This window comes from Streptomyces sp. 147326 (assembly GCF_045000215.1).
Taxonomy (GTDB): Bacteria; Actinomycetota; Actinomycetes; order Streptomycetales; family Streptomycetaceae; genus Streptomyces.
Genome location: NZ_CP134201.1, coordinates 6,370,835 through 6,387,533, shown reverse-complemented (window position 1 = coordinate 6,387,533; position 16,699 = coordinate 6,370,835). Strand labels below are relative to the sequence as shown.

At 71.6% G+C, this 16,699-nt stretch carries 14 protein-coding genes; 1 reads left to right on the top strand and 13 read right to left on the bottom strand.

What is annotated here, in order from left to right; all coding sequences use genetic code 11:
• Positions 1 to 6: 6 nt before the first annotated feature.
• The 13 genes from RIU97_RS29250 to rsmH form a co-directional block, all read right to left on the bottom strand.
• Positions 7 to 726: a YggS family pyridoxal phosphate-dependent enzyme gene (locus RIU97_RS29250; protein ID WP_404960570.1), complete on the bottom strand. Its 720-nt coding sequence runs from the start codon at positions 724 to 726 to the stop codon at positions 7 to 9.
• The gene (gene pgeF / locus RIU97_RS29245) at positions 713 to 1,501 is read right to left on the bottom strand and encodes a peptidoglycan editing factor PgeF (RefSeq protein ID WP_404960568.1); all 789 of its coding nucleotides are present in this window, start codon (positions 1,499 to 1,501) and stop codon (positions 713 to 715) included. The genes RIU97_RS29250 and pgeF overlap by 14 nt, the downstream gene beginning before the upstream one ends.
• Complete coding sequence (gene ftsZ, locus RIU97_RS29240) at positions 1,498 to 2,703, bottom strand: cell division protein FtsZ (protein WP_404960567.1); 1,206 nt, start codon at positions 2,701 to 2,703, stop codon at positions 1,498 to 1,500. The genes pgeF and ftsZ overlap by 4 nt, the downstream gene beginning before the upstream one ends.
• 279 nt (positions 2,704 to 2,982) lie before the next feature.
• On the bottom strand, positions 2,983 to 3,837 hold the full coding sequence (locus tag RIU97_RS29235) for a cell division protein FtsQ/DivIB (protein WP_404960565.1): 855 nt from the start codon (positions 3,835 to 3,837) through the stop codon (positions 2,983 to 2,985).
• 29 nt (positions 3,838 to 3,866) lie between these two features.
• A complete protein-coding gene (murG, locus tag RIU97_RS29230; protein ID WP_404960564.1) occupies positions 3,867 to 4,961 on the bottom strand; it encodes an undecaprenyldiphospho-muramoylpentapeptide beta-N-acetylglucosaminyltransferase in 1,095 nt (364 codons plus the stop codon).
• A 6-nt stretch (positions 4,962 to 4,967) separates the two neighbouring features.
• Positions 4,968 to 6,329, bottom strand: a complete 1,362-nt coding sequence (gene ftsW / locus RIU97_RS29225) for a putative lipid II flippase FtsW (protein ID WP_404960562.1) — start codon at positions 6,327 to 6,329, stop codon at positions 4,968 to 4,970.
• A 69-nt stretch (positions 6,330 to 6,398) separates the two neighbouring features.
• Positions 6,399 to 7,838 carry a UDP-N-acetylmuramoyl-L-alanine--D-glutamate ligase gene (gene murD / locus RIU97_RS29220; protein ID WP_404960561.1) on the bottom strand — a complete coding sequence of 480 codons (1,440 nt, stop codon included), beginning with the start codon at positions 7,836 to 7,838 and terminating at the stop codon, positions 6,399 to 6,401.
• Positions 7,820 to 8,890, bottom strand: a complete 1,071-nt coding sequence (gene mraY, locus RIU97_RS29215; RefSeq protein WP_327413506.1) for a phospho-N-acetylmuramoyl-pentapeptide-transferase — start codon at positions 8,888 to 8,890, stop codon at positions 7,820 to 7,822. Before mraY ends, murD begins: the two co-directional genes overlap by 19 nt.
• On the bottom strand, positions 8,887 to 10,317 hold the full coding sequence (murF, locus tag RIU97_RS29210) for a UDP-N-acetylmuramoyl-tripeptide--D-alanyl-D-alanine ligase (protein WP_404960559.1): 1,431 nt from the start codon (positions 10,315 to 10,317) through the stop codon (positions 8,887 to 8,889). Before murF ends, mraY begins: the two co-directional genes overlap by 4 nt.
• Positions 10,314 to 12,041, bottom strand: a complete 1,728-nt coding sequence (locus tag RIU97_RS29205) for a UDP-N-acetylmuramoyl-L-alanyl-D-glutamate--2,6-diaminopimelate ligase (RefSeq protein WP_404960558.1) — start codon at positions 12,039 to 12,041, stop codon at positions 10,314 to 10,316. The genes murF and RIU97_RS29205 overlap by 4 nt, the downstream gene beginning before the upstream one ends.
• Before the next feature lie 44 nt (positions 12,042 to 12,085).
• Positions 12,086 to 14,095, bottom strand: coding sequence for a peptidoglycan D,D-transpeptidase FtsI family protein (locus tag RIU97_RS29200; RefSeq protein ID WP_404960557.1), 2,010 nt, complete (start codon positions 14,093 to 14,095; stop codon positions 12,086 to 12,088).
• Positions 14,096 to 14,299: 204 nt separating this feature from the next.
• The gene (locus RIU97_RS29195; RefSeq protein ID WP_404960556.1) at positions 14,300 to 14,800 is read right to left on the bottom strand and encodes a hypothetical protein; all 501 of its coding nucleotides are present in this window, start codon (positions 14,798 to 14,800) and stop codon (positions 14,300 to 14,302) included.
• A complete protein-coding gene (gene rsmH / locus RIU97_RS29190) occupies positions 14,797 to 15,726 on the bottom strand; it encodes a 16S rRNA (cytosine(1402)-N(4))-methyltransferase RsmH (protein ID WP_404962980.1) in 930 nt (309 codons plus the stop codon). The genes RIU97_RS29195 and rsmH overlap by 4 nt, the downstream gene beginning before the upstream one ends.
• 341 nt (positions 15,727 to 16,067) lie before the next feature.
• Here rsmH and RIU97_RS29185 point away from each other — a divergent pair, with 341 nt between their 5' ends.
• On the top strand, positions 16,068 to 16,619 hold the full coding sequence (locus RIU97_RS29185) for a beta-class carbonic anhydrase (RefSeq protein ID WP_404960555.1): 552 nt from the start codon (positions 16,068 to 16,070) through the stop codon (positions 16,617 to 16,619).
• Positions 16,620 to 16,699 lie beyond the last annotated feature (80 nt).

Here is a 16,699-nt window from a genome sequence, read left to right as displayed (position 1 = left end):
GCGACGTTACCCGAGCCGGGGTCTCGCGCCGAGTACCGCAGTGCCGACGCGTACATGTGTCGCACCGGCCGCAACGGCCTGTTCCAGGTCTGCGCTCATCCCGGCCGACACCATCGTGGCAGCAGGATGGTCCGCGCGCATGCGGGATGACAATTCCATCAACCGCTCGAAAGCGGCCTGTTCGCGTCCCGCGAAGGGGCCGGACAGCGGAGCGACGGTCATCAGCCCGTCGATCCGCAGTCCCGGTGCGGCGGCGACGAGGTCCGCCAACTCCGCGAGCTGCTCCGGCGCCGCGCCGCCGCGGGCCCCGCGCTGCCCCGATTCCGCGTCGATGGCGATCTGCACGAGGCAGCCGAGTTCCCGGCCGGCGTTCGAGGCGGCGGCCGAGAGGGCGGTCACGAGCCTGGGGCGGTCGACGGACTGCACCACATGCGCGTATCCCGCCACGGAACGGACTTTGTTCGTCTGCAACTGACCGACGAAGTGCCAGTTGAGCGGCAGATCCGCGCAGGCCGCGGCCTTGGGGGCGGCGTCCTGGTCACGATTCTCCGCAACATGACGGATGCCCAGGTCCGCCAGCAGTCGTACGTCGCTCGCGGGATAGGTCTTGGTGACCACGATGAGCGTCACCTCGTCCCGCGCCCGGCCCGCCGCCGCGCAGGCGGACGAGATACGTTCCTCCACCCGCGCCAGGCTCTCGGCGAGCTCCGCCTTACGATCCGTCATTCTTCTTTTCCCCCGGGGGCCCGGGGGTCGTCCCCCCGGAAGACTCTGTCAACCAGACATATCCGGCCAGTCGCCCGGTCACCCGGTCGCGGCGGTACGAGAAGTGGTCCCGCGACTCCAGTGTGCAGACCGGTGAGCGACGGCTGTTCACCACCCCCGCCTCCGCGAGCTGCGCGTGCACTCCGGCGACCACGTCCACGGCCGGTGTCCCCCAGCTGGTCTCGGCCCGGGCGGCGGGCACCACTCCGGCCACCGCCTCCCGCATCTCGGCGGGCACCTCGTAGCAGTGTCCGCAGACCGCGGGTCCGGTACGGGCGATGATCCGCCCGGGCTCGGCGCCGAGGGAGACCATCGCCTCCACGGCGGCGGGCACCACCCCGGCGACCAGTCCGGGCCGTCCCGCGTGGGCGGCCCCCGCGACCCCGGCGACGGGGTCGGCCAGCAGGACGGGCGTGCAGTCGGCGGTGAGCACCGCGAGGGCGAGCCCCCGACGGGCGGTCACCACGGCGTCCACCGCGGGGACCTCCGCGTCCGGGCCCCACGGCCCGTCCACCACGGCGACGTCGCGGCCGTGCACCTGGTTCATCCAGACCACCCGGTCCGGGGCGAGCCCCAGGGACCGCGCGGCCAGTGCCCGGTTCGCGAGAACGGCGGCCGGGTCGTCTCCGACCGCGCCGCCGAGGTTGAGCTCTTCGTACGGAACGGCGCTCACCCCGCCCCACCGGTCGGTGAAGGCGAAGTGGGCGCCGCCCACGTGGTGCTGCTCCGGTGTCACTTCAAGAAGTCCGGGACGTCCAGTTCCTCGGCCGGGCTGTCCTGGTAAGGGCGGGCCGTCGGGACCTGCGGCGCGGGGGCCTGGGTCTCGACCGGAACCGGCTCGACCGGGGCCGGGGGGTCCTCGCGCGGAGTGACCGTGCCGAGTCCGCCGAAGGCCGGGCGGGCCGGCTCGGCGGCGCGGACCGGAGCCGGGGCGGGCTCCTCGCGCTTGGTGGACGCCGCGCCGATGACGTTGTCCCGGCGGGCCGGGGGCTGTCCGCCGTCGAACCCGGCCGCGATGACGGTGACCCGTACCTCGTCGCCGAGCGCGTCGTCGATGACGGCGCCGAAGATGATGTTCGCCTCGGGGTGCGCGGCCTCGCTCACCAGCTGCGCGGCCTCGTTGATCTCGAAGAGACCGAGGTCCGAGCCGCCGGAGATGGAGAGCAGCACGCCTCGGGCGCCGTCGATGGACGCCTCCAGCAGCGGCGAGGAGATCGCCATCTCGGCGGCGGCCACCGCGCGGTCGTCGCCGCGGGCCGAGCCGATGCCCATCAGGGCCGAGCCGGCCTCGGACATCACGGACTTGACGTCGGCGAAGTCGAGGTTGATCAGACCCGGGGTGGTGATGAGGTCGGTGATGCCCTGGACGCCCGAGAGCAGGACCTGGTCGGCCGACTTGAAGGCGTCGAGCACGCTGACCTGGCGGTCCGAGATGGACAGCAGTCGGTCGTTGGGGATGACGATGAGGGTGTCGACCTCTTCGCGGAGCTCGGCGATGCCGTCCTCCGCCTGGTTCGCGCGGCGCCGGCCCTCGAAGGTGAACGGCCGGGTGACCACACCGATCGTCAGGGCGCCCAGCGAGCGCGCGATGTTGGCGACGACGGGTGCGCCGCCGGTGCCGGTGCCGCCGCCTTCACCGGCGGTGACGAAGACCATGTCGGCCCCCTTGAGGACCTCCTCGATCTCCTCGCGGTGGTCCTCTGCCGCCTTGCGGCCGACGGCCGGGTTGGCGCCGGCGCCGAGGCCCCGGGTGAGTTCACGGCCGACGTCGAGCTTGACGTCGGCGTCGCTCATCAACAGCGCCTGGGCGTCCGTGTTGATGGCGATGAACTCGACGCCCTTGAGACCGACCTCGATCATTCGGTTGATGGCATTGACACCACCGCCGCCGACACCGATGACCTTGATGACTGCGAGGTAGTTCTGCGGTGCTGCCACGTCGAAGGCCTCTCGCCTCGAGTTACGTGTCGCCGCCTCGCGGGCCTGCGTTGCGACGACTGATGCCGAAATAGGGACGGTCCGAACGCGCCGACCCGAACCCTCACCCTGAAGTTTAGGGTTAAGGGTGTGTCTGTTCCTTGGACTCTTCCGAACAGGACACTAAGTCGACAAGTAGCGCGTGTTCAACGAACACGCCGAACCTCCCGTTTTTCTTTTCACCCTATGTGATCACCCGTATCGCTGGCCAACCAGGGTGTGTCGTTGTTCGACCGGCAGTCAACTCCCGGACACCGCAGGGGCGGTGGGGACGCTCACGTCGAAGTGAGCGGCCTTGGGCGCGGCTTTCAGCAAAGCGGTCAGCGCACGCCCCTTCGCCTCGCTCTGTTCACCGCTCCCCCACGTCACGGAGCGGCCCCTGGTGAGCTCCAGGACCACCGAATCGTAGGAACCCACCTTGACCTGCACGGTTTCCTTGGCGACCGGTTCCGGGAGGGCGCCGGCGACGAGAACGGCCTCGTGCAGGAGCCGTTCCTCGTCGAAGCGGCGGGCGCTCGGCGATCGTGCGGCGTTCAATTCCAGGACCGGAACGCCCGCGGGCGCTTTCGGAACCGTGTCGAATCGCACACCCGAAGCGTCCACTTCGACGAAGTCGGCGCCCTTTCTGATGAGCAGGACAGGTTTGCGTTCCGTCACTTTCAGCCCGATCCCGTGCGGCCAGGCCCGCACCACATCGACCGAATCGATGCGGGGCAGCCGACCGCGGACGCGGCTCTCGATCTCGTCGGTGTCCACGCTCACCAGGGGCGCGCCGACGGGCACGGCCGCGGCCGAGAGGACCTGCTCGGGGGTGAGCACCTCCGTGCCGCCCGCCGTGACCTTCTCGACGCGGAGCCAGGAGGACCCGTAGAGCGCCCAGGTCCCGCTCGCGACGAGGAGCACCGCGGCGGCCAGGGAGGCCAGCACGGGGCCCCGGCGCAGGCGTGCGCCGGGGCCCTGCGGGCCGGATCTCTTCACGGACTTGCCGGACTTGGGGGCCTTGGGTGGTTCGGGAGGGCCGGCGCCCTTGCGGGCGGGCCGGCCGGACCCGTCGGAACCCGGGGTTCCGCGCTGTGCGGTCGTCGCTCCGGCCACTCCTGTGCCTCCTGCGTCTGGGCTCCGCGTCAGCGGTTCCTGTGGGCTGCGATCGCCTCGTACACCATGCCGACCAGCAGCTCGTCGGCGTCCCGCCGACCGAATTCACCGGCGGCGCGGGACATCTCGTACAGGCGGTGCGGGTCGGACAGCACCGGGAGGACCTGGCCGAGCACCCACTCGGGCGTCAGTTCCGCGTCGTCCACGAGGAGGCCGCCGCCGGCCTTGACCACCGGCTGGGCGTTGAGCCGCTGTTCGCCGTTGCCGATCGGCAGCGGGACGTAGGCGGCCGGGAGCCCGACGGCGGAGAGTTCGGCGACGGTCATCGCACCCGCGCGGCACAGCATCATGTCGGCGGCGGCGTACGCGAGATCCATCCGGTCCACGTACGGTACCGGCACATACGGCGGCATCCCGGGCATGTTGTCGACACGCGGCAGTTCGTTCTTCGGGCCGACCGCGTGCAGGATCTGGACGCCGGAGCGCTGCAGGGTCGGAGCGACCTGCTGGATGACCTCGTTGAGGCGGCGTGCGCCCTGTGAACCGCCGGAGACCAGCAGCGTCGGCAGGTTGGGGTCCAGGCCGAAGGCGGCGCGCGCCTCCGGGCGCATGGCGGCCCGGTCGAGGGTGGAGATGGAGCGGCGCAGCGGGATGCCCACGTAGCGGGCGCCGCGCAGCTTGCTGTCGGGGGTGGAGACCGCGACGGCGTGCGCGTACCGGGAGCCGATCTTATTGGCCAGTCCGGGCCGGGCGTTGGCCTCGTGGACGATGATCGGCACCCCGAGCCGCTTGGCCGCGAGGTAGCCGGGCAGGGCCACGTAGCCGCCGAAGCCGACGACGCAGTCGGCCTTGGTGCGGATGAGGATCTCCTCCGCGGCCTTGATGGTCCCGCGCAGCCGTCCGGGGACGGTGATCAGTTCCGGGGTCGGCTTGCGGGGCAGCGGCACGGCGGGGATCAGCCCGAGTTCGTAGCCGCGCTCCGGCACCAGGCGGGTTTCCAGTCCGCGTTCGGTGCCGAGGGCGGTGATGCCCACTGAAGGGTCCTGCCTGCGCAGGGCGTCCGCGAGGGCGAGCGCCGGCTCGATGTGGCCGGCGGTCCCCCCACCGGCGAGTACGACATGCACCGAAATTCACCGCTCTCCGGACGGACGCTTCTTGACGCGCCGTCTCATCGACTTCCATCTCACCCCGGTCCGCCACCAGCCGGTCTTCGGCTGCCGCATCGCGAGGGCCGCGCGCGCCGCCGGCTCCTCACGCGCGAAGGCGATGAGCAGTCCGACCGCGAACATCGTCGGCAGCAGGGCTGACCCTCCGTAGGAGAACAGCGGGAGCGGGACTCCGGCGATCGGCAGCAGGCCGAGCACCGCACCGATGTTGATCACGGCCTGGGCCGTGATCCAGGTGGTCACGCCTCCCGCGGCAAACCGTACGAAGGATTCCTCCGTGCGTCCGGCCACGCGGATACCCGCATAGCCTAGAGCCGCGAACAGGGCGAGCACCGACAGCGTCCCCGCGAGACCCAGTTCCTCCCCGGTGATGGCGAAGATGAAGTCGGTGTGGGCTTCGGGTAGTTGCCCCCATTTTTCCACACTTGCACCCAGCCCGGAACCGAACCATCCGCCCGAGGCGAGGGCATAGATCCCATGGACGGCCTGCCAGCAAAGGTCGTTCTTGCCCGGGTCTGTCGCACCGAGGCATTCCAGCCGGTCCATCCGGTGCGGACTGGTCTTGATCAGCAGTGCGACGATCGCACCCGCGAAGGCCAGCACTCCGACGAACAGCCGCGTCGGGGCGCCCGCCAGCCAGAGGAGACCGAACAGGATGGCACCGAGGATCATCGCGGTGCCCATGTCCCCGCCCAGCATGATCAGACCGAGCAGCAGGAAGGCCACCGGGACCAGCGGCACCAGCAGGTGCTTCCACTGGCTCAGCAGCCCCTTGTCGCCCTTGCGCGCCAGCAGGTCGGCGCCCCACAGGATCAGTGCCAGCTTGCCGAACTCACTGGGCTGCAGCATGAACGGACCGCCAAGGGAGATCCAATTCTGGTTGCCGTTGATCGAGACCCCTATCCCGGGGACCTGGACCAGCACCATGAGGAAGAGCGTGCCGGCGAGCACCGGATAGGACAGCGCCCGGTGCAGCTTGACCGGCATCCGGGAGGCGACCAGGAGCAGTCCGGTGCCGATGAGGGCCGCCAGGAACTGCTTCTTGAAGAAGTACGCGTCGCCGAGGCCGAGCTGGAGGGCCTTGATCATGGAGGCCGAGTACACCATCACCAGACCGAGCACGGTGATGAGCAGCGAACTGCCGAAAATCAGGTAATAGGCGGTGAGCGGGCGGTCCCAGGCCCTGCGCAACTGCCGCTGCGTACGCCGCAGCCCGGCCAGCGGCCCGCGCCCCGCGGGCCGCCTCACACGCACCAGGGGCCGTTTGCGGCCCTGCGCCTTCACGGCGGACGGCCGCCGCCCCGGCAGCATCTGCTTGGCCGGCATCTGTGATCTTCCCCTCCACTCGTACGAGGCGAGCGGCCGGCCGGAGGGAACCTGCCCCGGAGCCCCGGCCTAGACCGTGTCCGCAGCGCTCTCGGCGGCCAGTTCGCGCACTGCGTCGGCGAACGCGTCCCCACGCTTGTTGTAGTTCGCGAACATGTCCATCGAGGCACAGGCAGGTGCCAGCAGGACCGTGTCGCCGGGCTCGGCGAGCGCGGCCGCCTCCCGGACCGCTGCGAGCATCGCCCCAGTGTCGGTCCGGTCGAGGTCGACGACCGGGACCTCGGGGGCGTGTCGCGCCAGCGCCTCGGCGATCAGCGCCCGGTCGGCGCCGATCAGCACCACCCCGCGCAGCCGCTTGGCCGACTTCTGCACGAGCTCGTCGAAGGTCGCGCCCTTGGCGAGACCGCCGGCGATCCACACGACCGGCTCGAAGGCGGCCAGCGAGGCCTCGGCCGCGTGCGTGTTGGTGGCCTTGGAGTCGTCGACGTACGTGACCCCGGCGACCTCGTCCACGTGCGCGACCCGGTGGGCGTCGGGGCGGAAGTTGCGCAGCCCGTCGCGGACCGCGCGCGGCTCCACGCCGAAGGCGCGGGCCAGGGCCGCGGCGGCGAGCGCGTTGGCGATGTTGTGCGGGGCCGGCGGATTGACGTCCTTGACCTCGGCGAGCTCCTGGGCGTTCTTCTGCCGGTTCTCGACGAAGGCGCGGTCGACGAGGATGCCGTCGACGACGCCGAGCATGGAGGGGCCGGGGGCGCCGAGGGTGAAGCCGATCGCCCGGCAGCCCTCTTCGACGTCGGCCTCGACCACGAGGTCCTCGGTGGCCTTGTCGGCGACGTTGTAGACGCAGGCCACCGTGTTGCCCTCGTAGATCCGGCCCTTGTCGGCGGCGTACGCCTCCATCGAGCCGTGCCAGTCGAGGTGGTCCGGGGCCAGGTTGAGGACGGCGCCCGAGTGGACGCGCAGCGAGGGCGCCCAGTGCAGCTGGTAGCTGGAGAGTTCGACGGCGAGTACGTCGTACTCCTGCTCGCCGAGCACGACGTCGATGATGGGCGTGCCGATGTTGCCGACGGCGGCGGTCCGCAGGCCGGCGGCCTTCAGGATCGACGCGAGCATCTGGGTGGTGGTGGTCTTGCCGTTCGTACCGGTGATGGCGAGCCAGGGCGCGGCGTTCTCACCGCGCAGCTGCCAGGCGATCTCCACGTCCCCGACCACGTCCACACCCGCGGCGGCCGCGGCCGCGAACAGCGGGCTGTCGGGCTTCCAGCCAGGAGAGGTGACGACCAGCTCGGTGCCCTCGGGGAGGGTCTCGGCGTCGGCGAGGCGTACGGAGATCCCCAGCTCGCCCAGTTCGGCGGCGCGGGCACGGTGGCCCTCGCCGTCACCGCCGTCGACGACGGTCACCACGGCGCCGAGGCCGGCCAGGGCGCGGGCGGCACTGATGCCGCTCACCCCGAGACCGGCCACGGTGATGTTCTTGCCCTGCCAGGAGGTCACTTGTCGGCTGCCCATCCCGCGTAGAAGAGACCGAGACCCACGATCACGCACATGCCCTGGATGATCCAGAAGCGGACCACCACAAGGACTTCGGACCACCCCTTGAGTTCGAAGTGGTGCTGCAGCGGGGCCATCCGGAAGACGCGCTTCCCGGTCATCTTGAACGAGCCGACCTGGATGACGACCGACATGGTGATGAGGACGAAGAGGCCGCCGAGCAGGGCGATCAGGAACTCCGTGCGGGAGCAGATCGCGAGACCGGCGAGCGCGCCGCCGAGGGCCAGCGAGCCGGTGTCACCCATGAAGATCTTGGCGGGCGAGGTGTTCCACCACAGGAAGCCGAAGCAGGCGCCCATCAGGGCGGAGGCGACCACGGCGAGGTCGAGCGGGTCGCGCACCTCGAAGCAGGCGTTCGGGCTGGGCAGGGTCTGCGCGTTCACGCAGGACTCCTGGAACTGCCAGACGCCGATGAAGGTGTAGGCGCCGAAGACCATCACGGCGGCGCCGGTGGCGAGGCCGTCCAGACCGTCGGTCAGGTTCACGCCGTTGGACATCGCCAGGATCATGAAGAGCGCCCAGACGACGAACAGCACCGGGCCGATCGACCAGCCGAAGTCCGTCACGAAGGACAGCTTGGTGGAGGCCGGGGTCAGCCCGCGCGAGTCCTTGAACTGGAGTGCGAGCACCGCGAAGGCGATGCCGACGATCAGCTGGCCGGACATCTTGGCCTTGGCCCGCAGACCGAGCGAACGCCGCTTGACGATCTTGATGTAGTCGTCCAGGTAGCCGACCACGCCCATGCCCGCCATCAGGAAGAGCACGAGCAGGCCCGAGAAGCTCACCGCCTCACCGGTGATGACCTTCGTCAGGGCGTACGCGACGAGCGTGGCCAGGATGAAGGAGATGCCGCCCATGGTGGGCGTGCCCTTCTTCCCGGCGTGGCCGCGCGGGCCGTCGTCGCGGATGAACTGGCCGTAGCCCTTCCGGGCCAGCAGCTTGATCAGCAGCGGGGTCCCGACAACGGTGAGGAACATGCCGATGACACCGGCGAACAGGATCTGCCTCATCGGCCGGGGACCTCGCCCTCGACAGTGCCCTCGAGCAGGGCCTGGGCCACCCGCTCCAGACCGGCCGACCTGGAAGCCTTCACCAGCACGACGTCACCCGGGCGCAGTTCACTGCGCAACAGGTCGACCGCCGCCTGCGCGTCGGACACGAGCACCGACTCCTCACCCCACGAACCCTCGTTATATGCGCCCAGTTGCAGCCAGGAGGCTTCCCTGCCCCCGACTGCGACGAGCTTGCTCACGTTGAGCCGGACGACAAGTCGCCCGACCGCGTCGTGCTCGGCGAGCGCGTCGTCCCCGAGCTCGGCCATCGGGCCGAGCACCGCCCACGTGCGTCCCCCGTTCGCCCTGCCGGCACCGCCCATCGCGGCGAGCGCGCGCAGTGCGGCCCGCATGGACTCGGGATTCGCGTTGTAGGCGTCGTTGACGATCGTCACACCGTCCGCGCGCTCGGTGACCTCCATCCGCCACCGGGACAGCGTGCCCGCCCCGGAGAGCGCCGTGGCGATCTCCGGGGCGGACATGCCCAGTACATGGGCAACGGCGGCCGCGGCGAGCGCGTTCGACACGTGGTGCTCACCGTACAGCCGCAAGGTCACGTCGCTGCACCCGGTCGGTGTTCGCAATGTGAAGGAAGCCTGTCCCCTGTCCGTCATGCGGACTCCGGTGGCCCGGATTTCGGCGTCCTCGGCCTCGCCGAACAGCACCGTACGGGCCTTCGTGCGCCCGGCCATGGCACGAACCAGCAGGTCGTCGGCGTTGAGGACGGCGACACCGCCCTCCGCCTCGGCGGGCAGCGCCTCGACCAGCTCCCCCTTGGCCTGTGCGATCTGCTCGCGGCCGCCGAACTCGCCGATGTGCGCGGTGCCGACGTTGAGGACCAGGCCGATCCGCGGCGGGGTCAGCCCGGTGAGGTAGCGGATGTGGCCGATGCCGCGGGCGCCCATCTCCAGGACCAGGTGCTGCGTCTCCTCGGTGACGCGCAGCGTCGTGATCGGCAGGCCGATCTCGTTGTTGAGGTTCCCGGGGGTCCACACGGTCGGCGCGTGGTGCTGCAGCACCTGCGCGATGAGGTCCTTGGTGGAGGTCTTGCCGGCGGAGCCGGTGAGGGCGACGACGTCGGTGCCCAGGCGGGCGACGACGGCCCGGGCGAGCGCCCCGAGGGCGGCCACCACGTCGGGGACGACGATCGCCGGTACGCCCACGGGCCGGGTCGCGAGGACGCCCACGGCGCCGTCTTCCAGCGCGCGTTCGGCGTAGTCGTGGCCGTCGACCCGCTCGCCGACGAAGGCGGCGAACAGGCTGCCCGGCCGGACCTCGCGGGAGTCGTAGACCACGGGACCGGTGACCTGTACGGACGGATCCGGTATGTCGTGGGGCCGCCCGCCGGTGATGTCGGCGATCTCGGCGAGGGAAAGGGCGATCACTGGTTCACCTCGGCCTGTCGGACCTTAATCGTTTGATCGGCCACGGCCGCCTGATCGAGCACGGCCTGGTGCTCGATCGCGGCGCGGAGCACGGTGCGGTCGTCGAAGGGCCGTACGACACCGGCGGTGTCCTGGCCCTGCTCGTGGCCCTTGCCCGCCACCAGCACGGTGTCGCCGGGCCGGGCGCGCGCGACGGCGGCGGCGATGGCCGCGGCCCGGTCGGCGTCGACCAGGACGGTGCCCCGCTCGGCGGGCGGTACGGACACGGCGCCTTCGAACATCGCGGCGAGGATCGCGAGCGGGTCCTCGGAGCGCGGGTTGTCGGAGGTCAGGACGGCCACGTCGGCGTACCGGGCGGCCGCGGCGCCCATCGGGGCGCGCTTGGTGGTGTCGCGGTCGCCGCCGCAGCCGAGGACGATGTGCAGCTTGCCCTCGGTGACCTCGCGCAGCGCGCGCAGAACCGATTCCACGGCGTCCGTCTTGTGCGCGTAGTCGACGACGGCGAGGTACGGCTGTCCGGCGTCCACGCGCTCCAGCCGGCCGGGGACCCCGGGGACCGCGGCGACGCCGTCGGCGGCGGTCTGCGGGTCGAGTCCGGCGGCGGCGAGCGTGACGATCGCGGCGACGGTGTTGGCGACGTTGAACGGGCCGGGCAGCGGCGCGGCGGCCCGTACGCGCTGTCCTTCGGGGCCCAGCAGGGTCAGGGTGGAGCTCGCCGGGCCGAACACCACGTCCTCGGCGCGCCAGTCGGCGGCCGGGTCGCCGGCGGCGGAGAAGGTGACGACCGGGATCGTCGCCTCCTTGGCCAGGCGGCGGCCGTACTCGTCGTCGAAGTTGACCACGCCCAGGCGGGCCCGGCGGGCGGTGAAGAGCCCGGCCTTGGCCTGGAAGTAGTCCTCCATGCCGGAGTGGAACTCCATGTGCTCCGGGCTCAGGTTGTTGAAGACGGCGACGTCGAAGACGCAGCCGTCGACCCGGCCGAGCACCAGGGCGTGGCTGGAGACCTCCATGGCCACGGCCTCGACCCCGCGTTCGCGCATGACCGCGAAGAGGGCCTGGAGGTCGGTGGCCTCGGGGGTGGTCCGCTCGGACTTGATGCGCTCGTCGCCGATGCGCATCTCGACGGTGCCGACCAGTCCGGTGCTGCGGCCCGCCGCGCGCAGACCGCCTTCGACGAGGTACGCCGTGGTGGTCTTGCCGGAGGTCCCGGTGATGCCGATCTGGAGCAGGTCGTCGCCGGGGCGGCCGTAGATCGCGGCGGCGAGCTCGCCCATCCGGCCGCGCGGGTCGTCGACCGCGAGGACCGGCAGGCCGGTCGCCGCGGCGCGCTCCGACCCCGCGGGGTCGGTCAGCACGGCGGCGGCACCGAGGCCGGCGGCCTGGGCGGCGAAGTCGGCGCCGTGCGTCCTGGCTCCCGGCAGGGCCGCGTACAGATCTCCGGGACGGACCGCACGGGAGTCGTGCGTGATCCCGGTGATCTGCGCCGCGGCGGGCGCCGGGATGCCCAGCAGGGTGGCCAGCTCGCCCAGAGGGGTCGGGCGGGCGGACAGGGGCCTGGGCGCTCCCGGCGGCGTTGCCGGGGCGTCTTTCTGGGTGGTTCTGGGCTGATCAGCGTGGGGCACGGCGGTGAGCGTACCGGGCGCGGCGGGCCGGTCGCGAAGTGAGGGCCCGGCCTCGGCGTCGGCAACCGGCTGGTTCCCGGGTTTCGGGGTGATCGTTGTCACTGATGGTGCCTCACGCTTTTCTGGCGGGCCGACCGGGCTGTGGGTCACGGACCGGGCTGCGGACTGGGCTGCGGGGCGGGCTGCGGGCCGGGTTCGTAGGTGACCGGCAGCCCGGCGGGGGCGGTTCCGGTGGGGGCGACCTGGAGGGTCTTGAGGGCGAACTCCATGACCTTCTTGTAGATGGGGCCGCAGATCTGACCGCCGAAGTAGCTGCCCTTCGTGGGGTTCTGGATGGCGCAGTAGACGGTGATCCGCGGGTTGTCCGCGGGTGCGAAGCCGGCGAACGAGGCGGTGTAGCCCTTGTAGCGGCCGGTGGCCGGATCCACCCGGTTGGAGGTGCCGGTCTTGCCGCCGACCCGGTAGCCGGGGATCTTCGCCTTGGTGCCGGTGCCCTCCTGGTCGTCGACGACGGATTCGAGCATCGCGGCGAGGGTCTTGGCGGTCTCCGAGCTGATCACCCGGTGCTGCTCGGGGGCCGGGGCCGGGGTGAAGCGGCCGTCGGGGCCCTTGGTGCCGCGCACCAGGGTCGGCTCGATCCGGACGCCGTCGTTCGCGATGGTCGAGTACACGGAGGTCGCCTGCATGGCGTTGAGGGACAGGCCCTGGCCGAAGGGAATCGTGTACTGCTGGGAGGTGGACCAGTCCTTGGGCTCGGCCAGGATGCCGCGGGACTCGCCGGGGTAGCCCAGCCCGGTGGGCCGGCCGATGCCGAACTTGGTCAGGTAGGAGTGCAGGACCTTGTTGGACTCGGGCTGGGTGGGGCCGAGCTGGCCGGTGGCCAGGATCGTGCCGATGTTGGAGGACTTGGCGAGGACCCCGTTGAGGGTCAGGTACCAGGTCGGGTGGTCGATGTCGTCCTTGAACAGCCGGTCGCCGCGGTGCAGCCGGTTGGGGACCTCGACGCGGGTCTCCGGGGTGGCCTTCTTCTCCTCCAGCACGGCGGCCATCGACATCACCTTGGCGGTGGAGCCGGGCTCGTACACGTCCTGGAGCGCGGCGTTGCCCATGGCGGCGGAGCTGGCCCTGCTCAGGTCGTTGGGGTCGAAGCCGGGGGCGTTGGCCATGGCCAGCACCTCGCCGGTGCGGGTGTCCTGGACGATGACGTAGCCGCGGTCGGCCTCGGACTTCTGGACCTGCTCGGCGATGGCGCTCTGGGCCGCCCACTGGATGTCCCGGTCGATGGTCAGCGCGATGTCCTCGCCGGGGACGGCGGGCTTCTCGCTGGAGCCGGCCGTCGGGACCTTGCGGCCGCCGGACTGGGCGTAGGTGATCTCGCCGTCCTTGCCGGACAGCTTCTTGTCGAGGGAGGACTCCAGGCCGCCGCCGCCCTTGCCGTCGGCGTTGACGTAACCCAGTATCCCGGCGGCGAGGTCGCCGTTCGGGTACACGCGCTTGCTGCTGTCCTCCTTGAACACGCCGGCGAGGACGTTGGCGCCGGGGCCGTTGTTCTTCTTGTCGGCCGCCGCCTTGTCCCGGAAGACCCGCTGGAGGTCCTTGATCTGGTTCCAGACCTGGGGGGTCTGGCGCTGGGCCAGGATCACGTACCGGGAGTTCTTGGTGCTCAGCTTGGCGGTGAGCTCCTTGGTGTCCTTGCCGAGGATGGGCGCGAGGAGGGCGGCGGCCTGCGCGGGCGCGTCCGGGGCCTTGCTCTCCTGCGGGGTGAACATCTTCGGGTCGGCGGTGATGTCGTACGCGTCGACGCTGGTGGCGAGGGCCACGCCGCGGCGGTCGGTGATCTCGCCGCGCTCGGCGGCCAGCTTGACGCTGGTGTAGCGGTTCTTGGAGGCCTCGGCGGAGAAGGTCGAGGCGTCGACGGCCTGCACCTGGAGCAGGCGGACGACGAAGGCGAGCATGACGAGGGTCAGGCCGACGCTGACGAGGCGGAGCCGGGGGCGGGGGCTGCCGAGCCGGATGATGTGGGGCCGTGTGGCCGCCGCGGGGCGGCGGGTCGCCGGGCGCGAGGCCGGGCGGGCCGTTGCCCGCGCCCGGTCGCCCGGGCGGGGCGGCCTGGCCGGCCCCGGCACCCGCCGCCGAGGCGGCTCCTGCGGGCTCACGCGGCCACCGCCCGCGGCGTGCCGGTGCCGCCGCCGCGCCGCTGCGCGAGCGCCCCGGGGCTCCGCCCGGGCCTCCTGGGGCTCCGCCCCAGACCCCGCGCCTCAAACGCCGGCGGGGCTGAAAGACCCGGGGCTGGGCCCGGGAAAGGCCCCGCGGGGCTGGGCCCCGCCACCGCGATACCGCCTGCCATCGGGGTCACGACGTCACCTTCCAGGGGTCTGGCTGGGCTGCTGCGAGGGCTGGGCCGGGGGCGGGCCCGCCGGGGCCTGGGAGGCGGGCGGAGCCGCCGGCGGCGTCGGGGACGGGGAGGCCTCGGCCGGGACGGCGGTGCCGGCGACCTTGCCGTCCGGGCCGATGAAGACGGGGCTGCCGCCCGGGACCAGTCCGAGCTCCTGCGCCCGGCGCTGCAGCGCGTCGGGCGCCGAGTGGGCGTCCACGTCCCGCTGCAGCGCCTGCTCCTCGTCGGTGAGCGCGGTGGTCTCCTTCTTCAGCTTGCTCAGCTGGAAGGAGCCCTCGTTCAGCGCCGAGTTCAGCAGCAGCAGGCTGATCAGGCCGCCGCCGAGCAGCGCCACGACCAGCAGGACGAACGGCATCCGCGCGGCCTGCCCGCCGGGGCGGGGGCGGGCCGGGCGGCCGCCGAGCGCCCGGCCGAGCCGGGCCGCCTGCCCGCGGGTCAGCGTGGCGACCTTCCCGGCCTTGGTCACAGTCGCGCCTCCCGGATGCGTTCGACCCCGCGGAACCTCGCCGGGGCGGCCCGCCGGTTCTCGGCGATCTCCTCCTCGGTGGGCAGTTCCGCTCCGCGCGTCAGCAGCTTCAGCTTCGGCTGGTACTTCTCCGGTACGACCGGCAGCCCGGGCGGGGCCGTGGACGCCGCGCCGGCCGCGAAGACCTGTTTGACCAGGCGGTCCTCCAGCGAGTGGTACGAGAGCACCGCGATCCGGCCGCCGACCGCGATCCGGTCCACCGCCGCCGGGATGGCCTTCTCCAGGCCGGAGAGCTCGCCGTTGACCTCGATCCGCAGGGCCTGGAAGGTCCGCTTCGCCGGGTTGCCGCCGGTTCGCTTGGCCGCCTGCGGCAGGGAGTCGCGGATCAGTTCCACGAGCCGGGCGCTGTTGGTGAAGGGTTCCTTGTCCCGCTCCCGGACGACCGCGGACACGATGCGCTTGGCCTGCTTCTCCTCGCCGTACTGGCGCAGGATCCGGACGAGCTCGCCCGGCGCGTAGGTGTTCAGCACCTCGGCGGCGCTGATGCCGGTCGTCTGGTCCATGCGCATGTCCAGCGGCGCGTCCTGCGCGTACGCGAACCCGCGGTCGGCCTCGTCCAGCTGCATGGAGGAGACGCCGAGGTCGAAGAGGATGCCCTGGACGGCCGGGATGCCGAGCCCGTCGAGGACCTCGGCGAGGTCGGCGTAGATCGCGTGGACGAGGGTGGCCCGGTCGCCGAAGGGTGCGAGGCGTTCGCCGGAGAGCCGCAGGGCCTCCTTGTCGCGGTCGAGGCCGATCAGACGGGCCTCGGGGAACCGGGTCAGCAGGGCCTCGCTGTGGCCGCCGAGGCCGAGGGTGCAGTCGACGACGACGGCCCCGGGCCTCTCCAGCGCCGGGGCCAACAGGTCCAGGCACCGCTGGAGCATCACCGGGACATGTCGGGACTCGCTAGTCAAAGCGCCCTCTCAGATAACGGCGCGGCAGGCATACGCCGCGCCGCGCACGCGGAGTGTTACCAGGGGGCCGGGCGGCCGGTCAGGGCCGGGCTCCGGCCGGTTCGCGTCACTTTAGTGCAACGGTCGCCGCGGTCAACGAACCGCCCCGCGCGCCGTGCACGGCTCTCGGACCGAACCGACAAAAGCCGCGAATCACCCGAACGGCCGCCTCATACCCACCCCTGTGGGTTAGCTCACAACAAGGCTCGTTGGCGTTCTTTGTCCGCCCTCACGCGAGGCCTTTGCCGGCCGTGACCCTTAACGTCGTAGCCATGACGACTTCCGCATCCCTGCCTGCAGAGTCCGCGTCCGAGGCGCCCGTGCGCGGATCCGTCACCGACCGGCTGGTCGAGGCGAATCAGCGTTACGCCTCGGAGTTCACCGACCCCGGGATGGACGCCCGCCCCGTGCTCCACGTGGCCGTCGTGGCCTGCATGGACGCCCGCCTCGACCTGCACAAGGCGCTCGGCCTGGAGCTCGGCGACTGTCACACGATCCGCAACGCGGGCGGCGTGGTCACGGACGACACCATCCGTTCCCTCACCATCAGCCAGCGGGCCCTCGGCACCCGCACGGTGATACTCATCCACCACACCGGCTGTGGTCTCGAAAGTCTGACCGAGGACTTCCGGCACGAGCTGGAGGACGAGGTCGGCCAGCGTCCGGCCTGGGCCGTCGAGGCCTTCCGGGACGTGGACCAGGACGTCCGCCAGTCCATGCAGCGGGTTCGCACCAACCCGTTCCTGCCCCACAAGGACGATGTGCGAGGCTTCGTCTTCGATGTGCACACCGGGCTCCTGCGGGAGATCGATCCCAGCTCTTGAGTGACACAAGGCCGTAACGCCGTCAAGAATGCGGGGTGGCACCACCCGGGATCCCCCGGGCCGGTGTCCGTGTTTCGGGG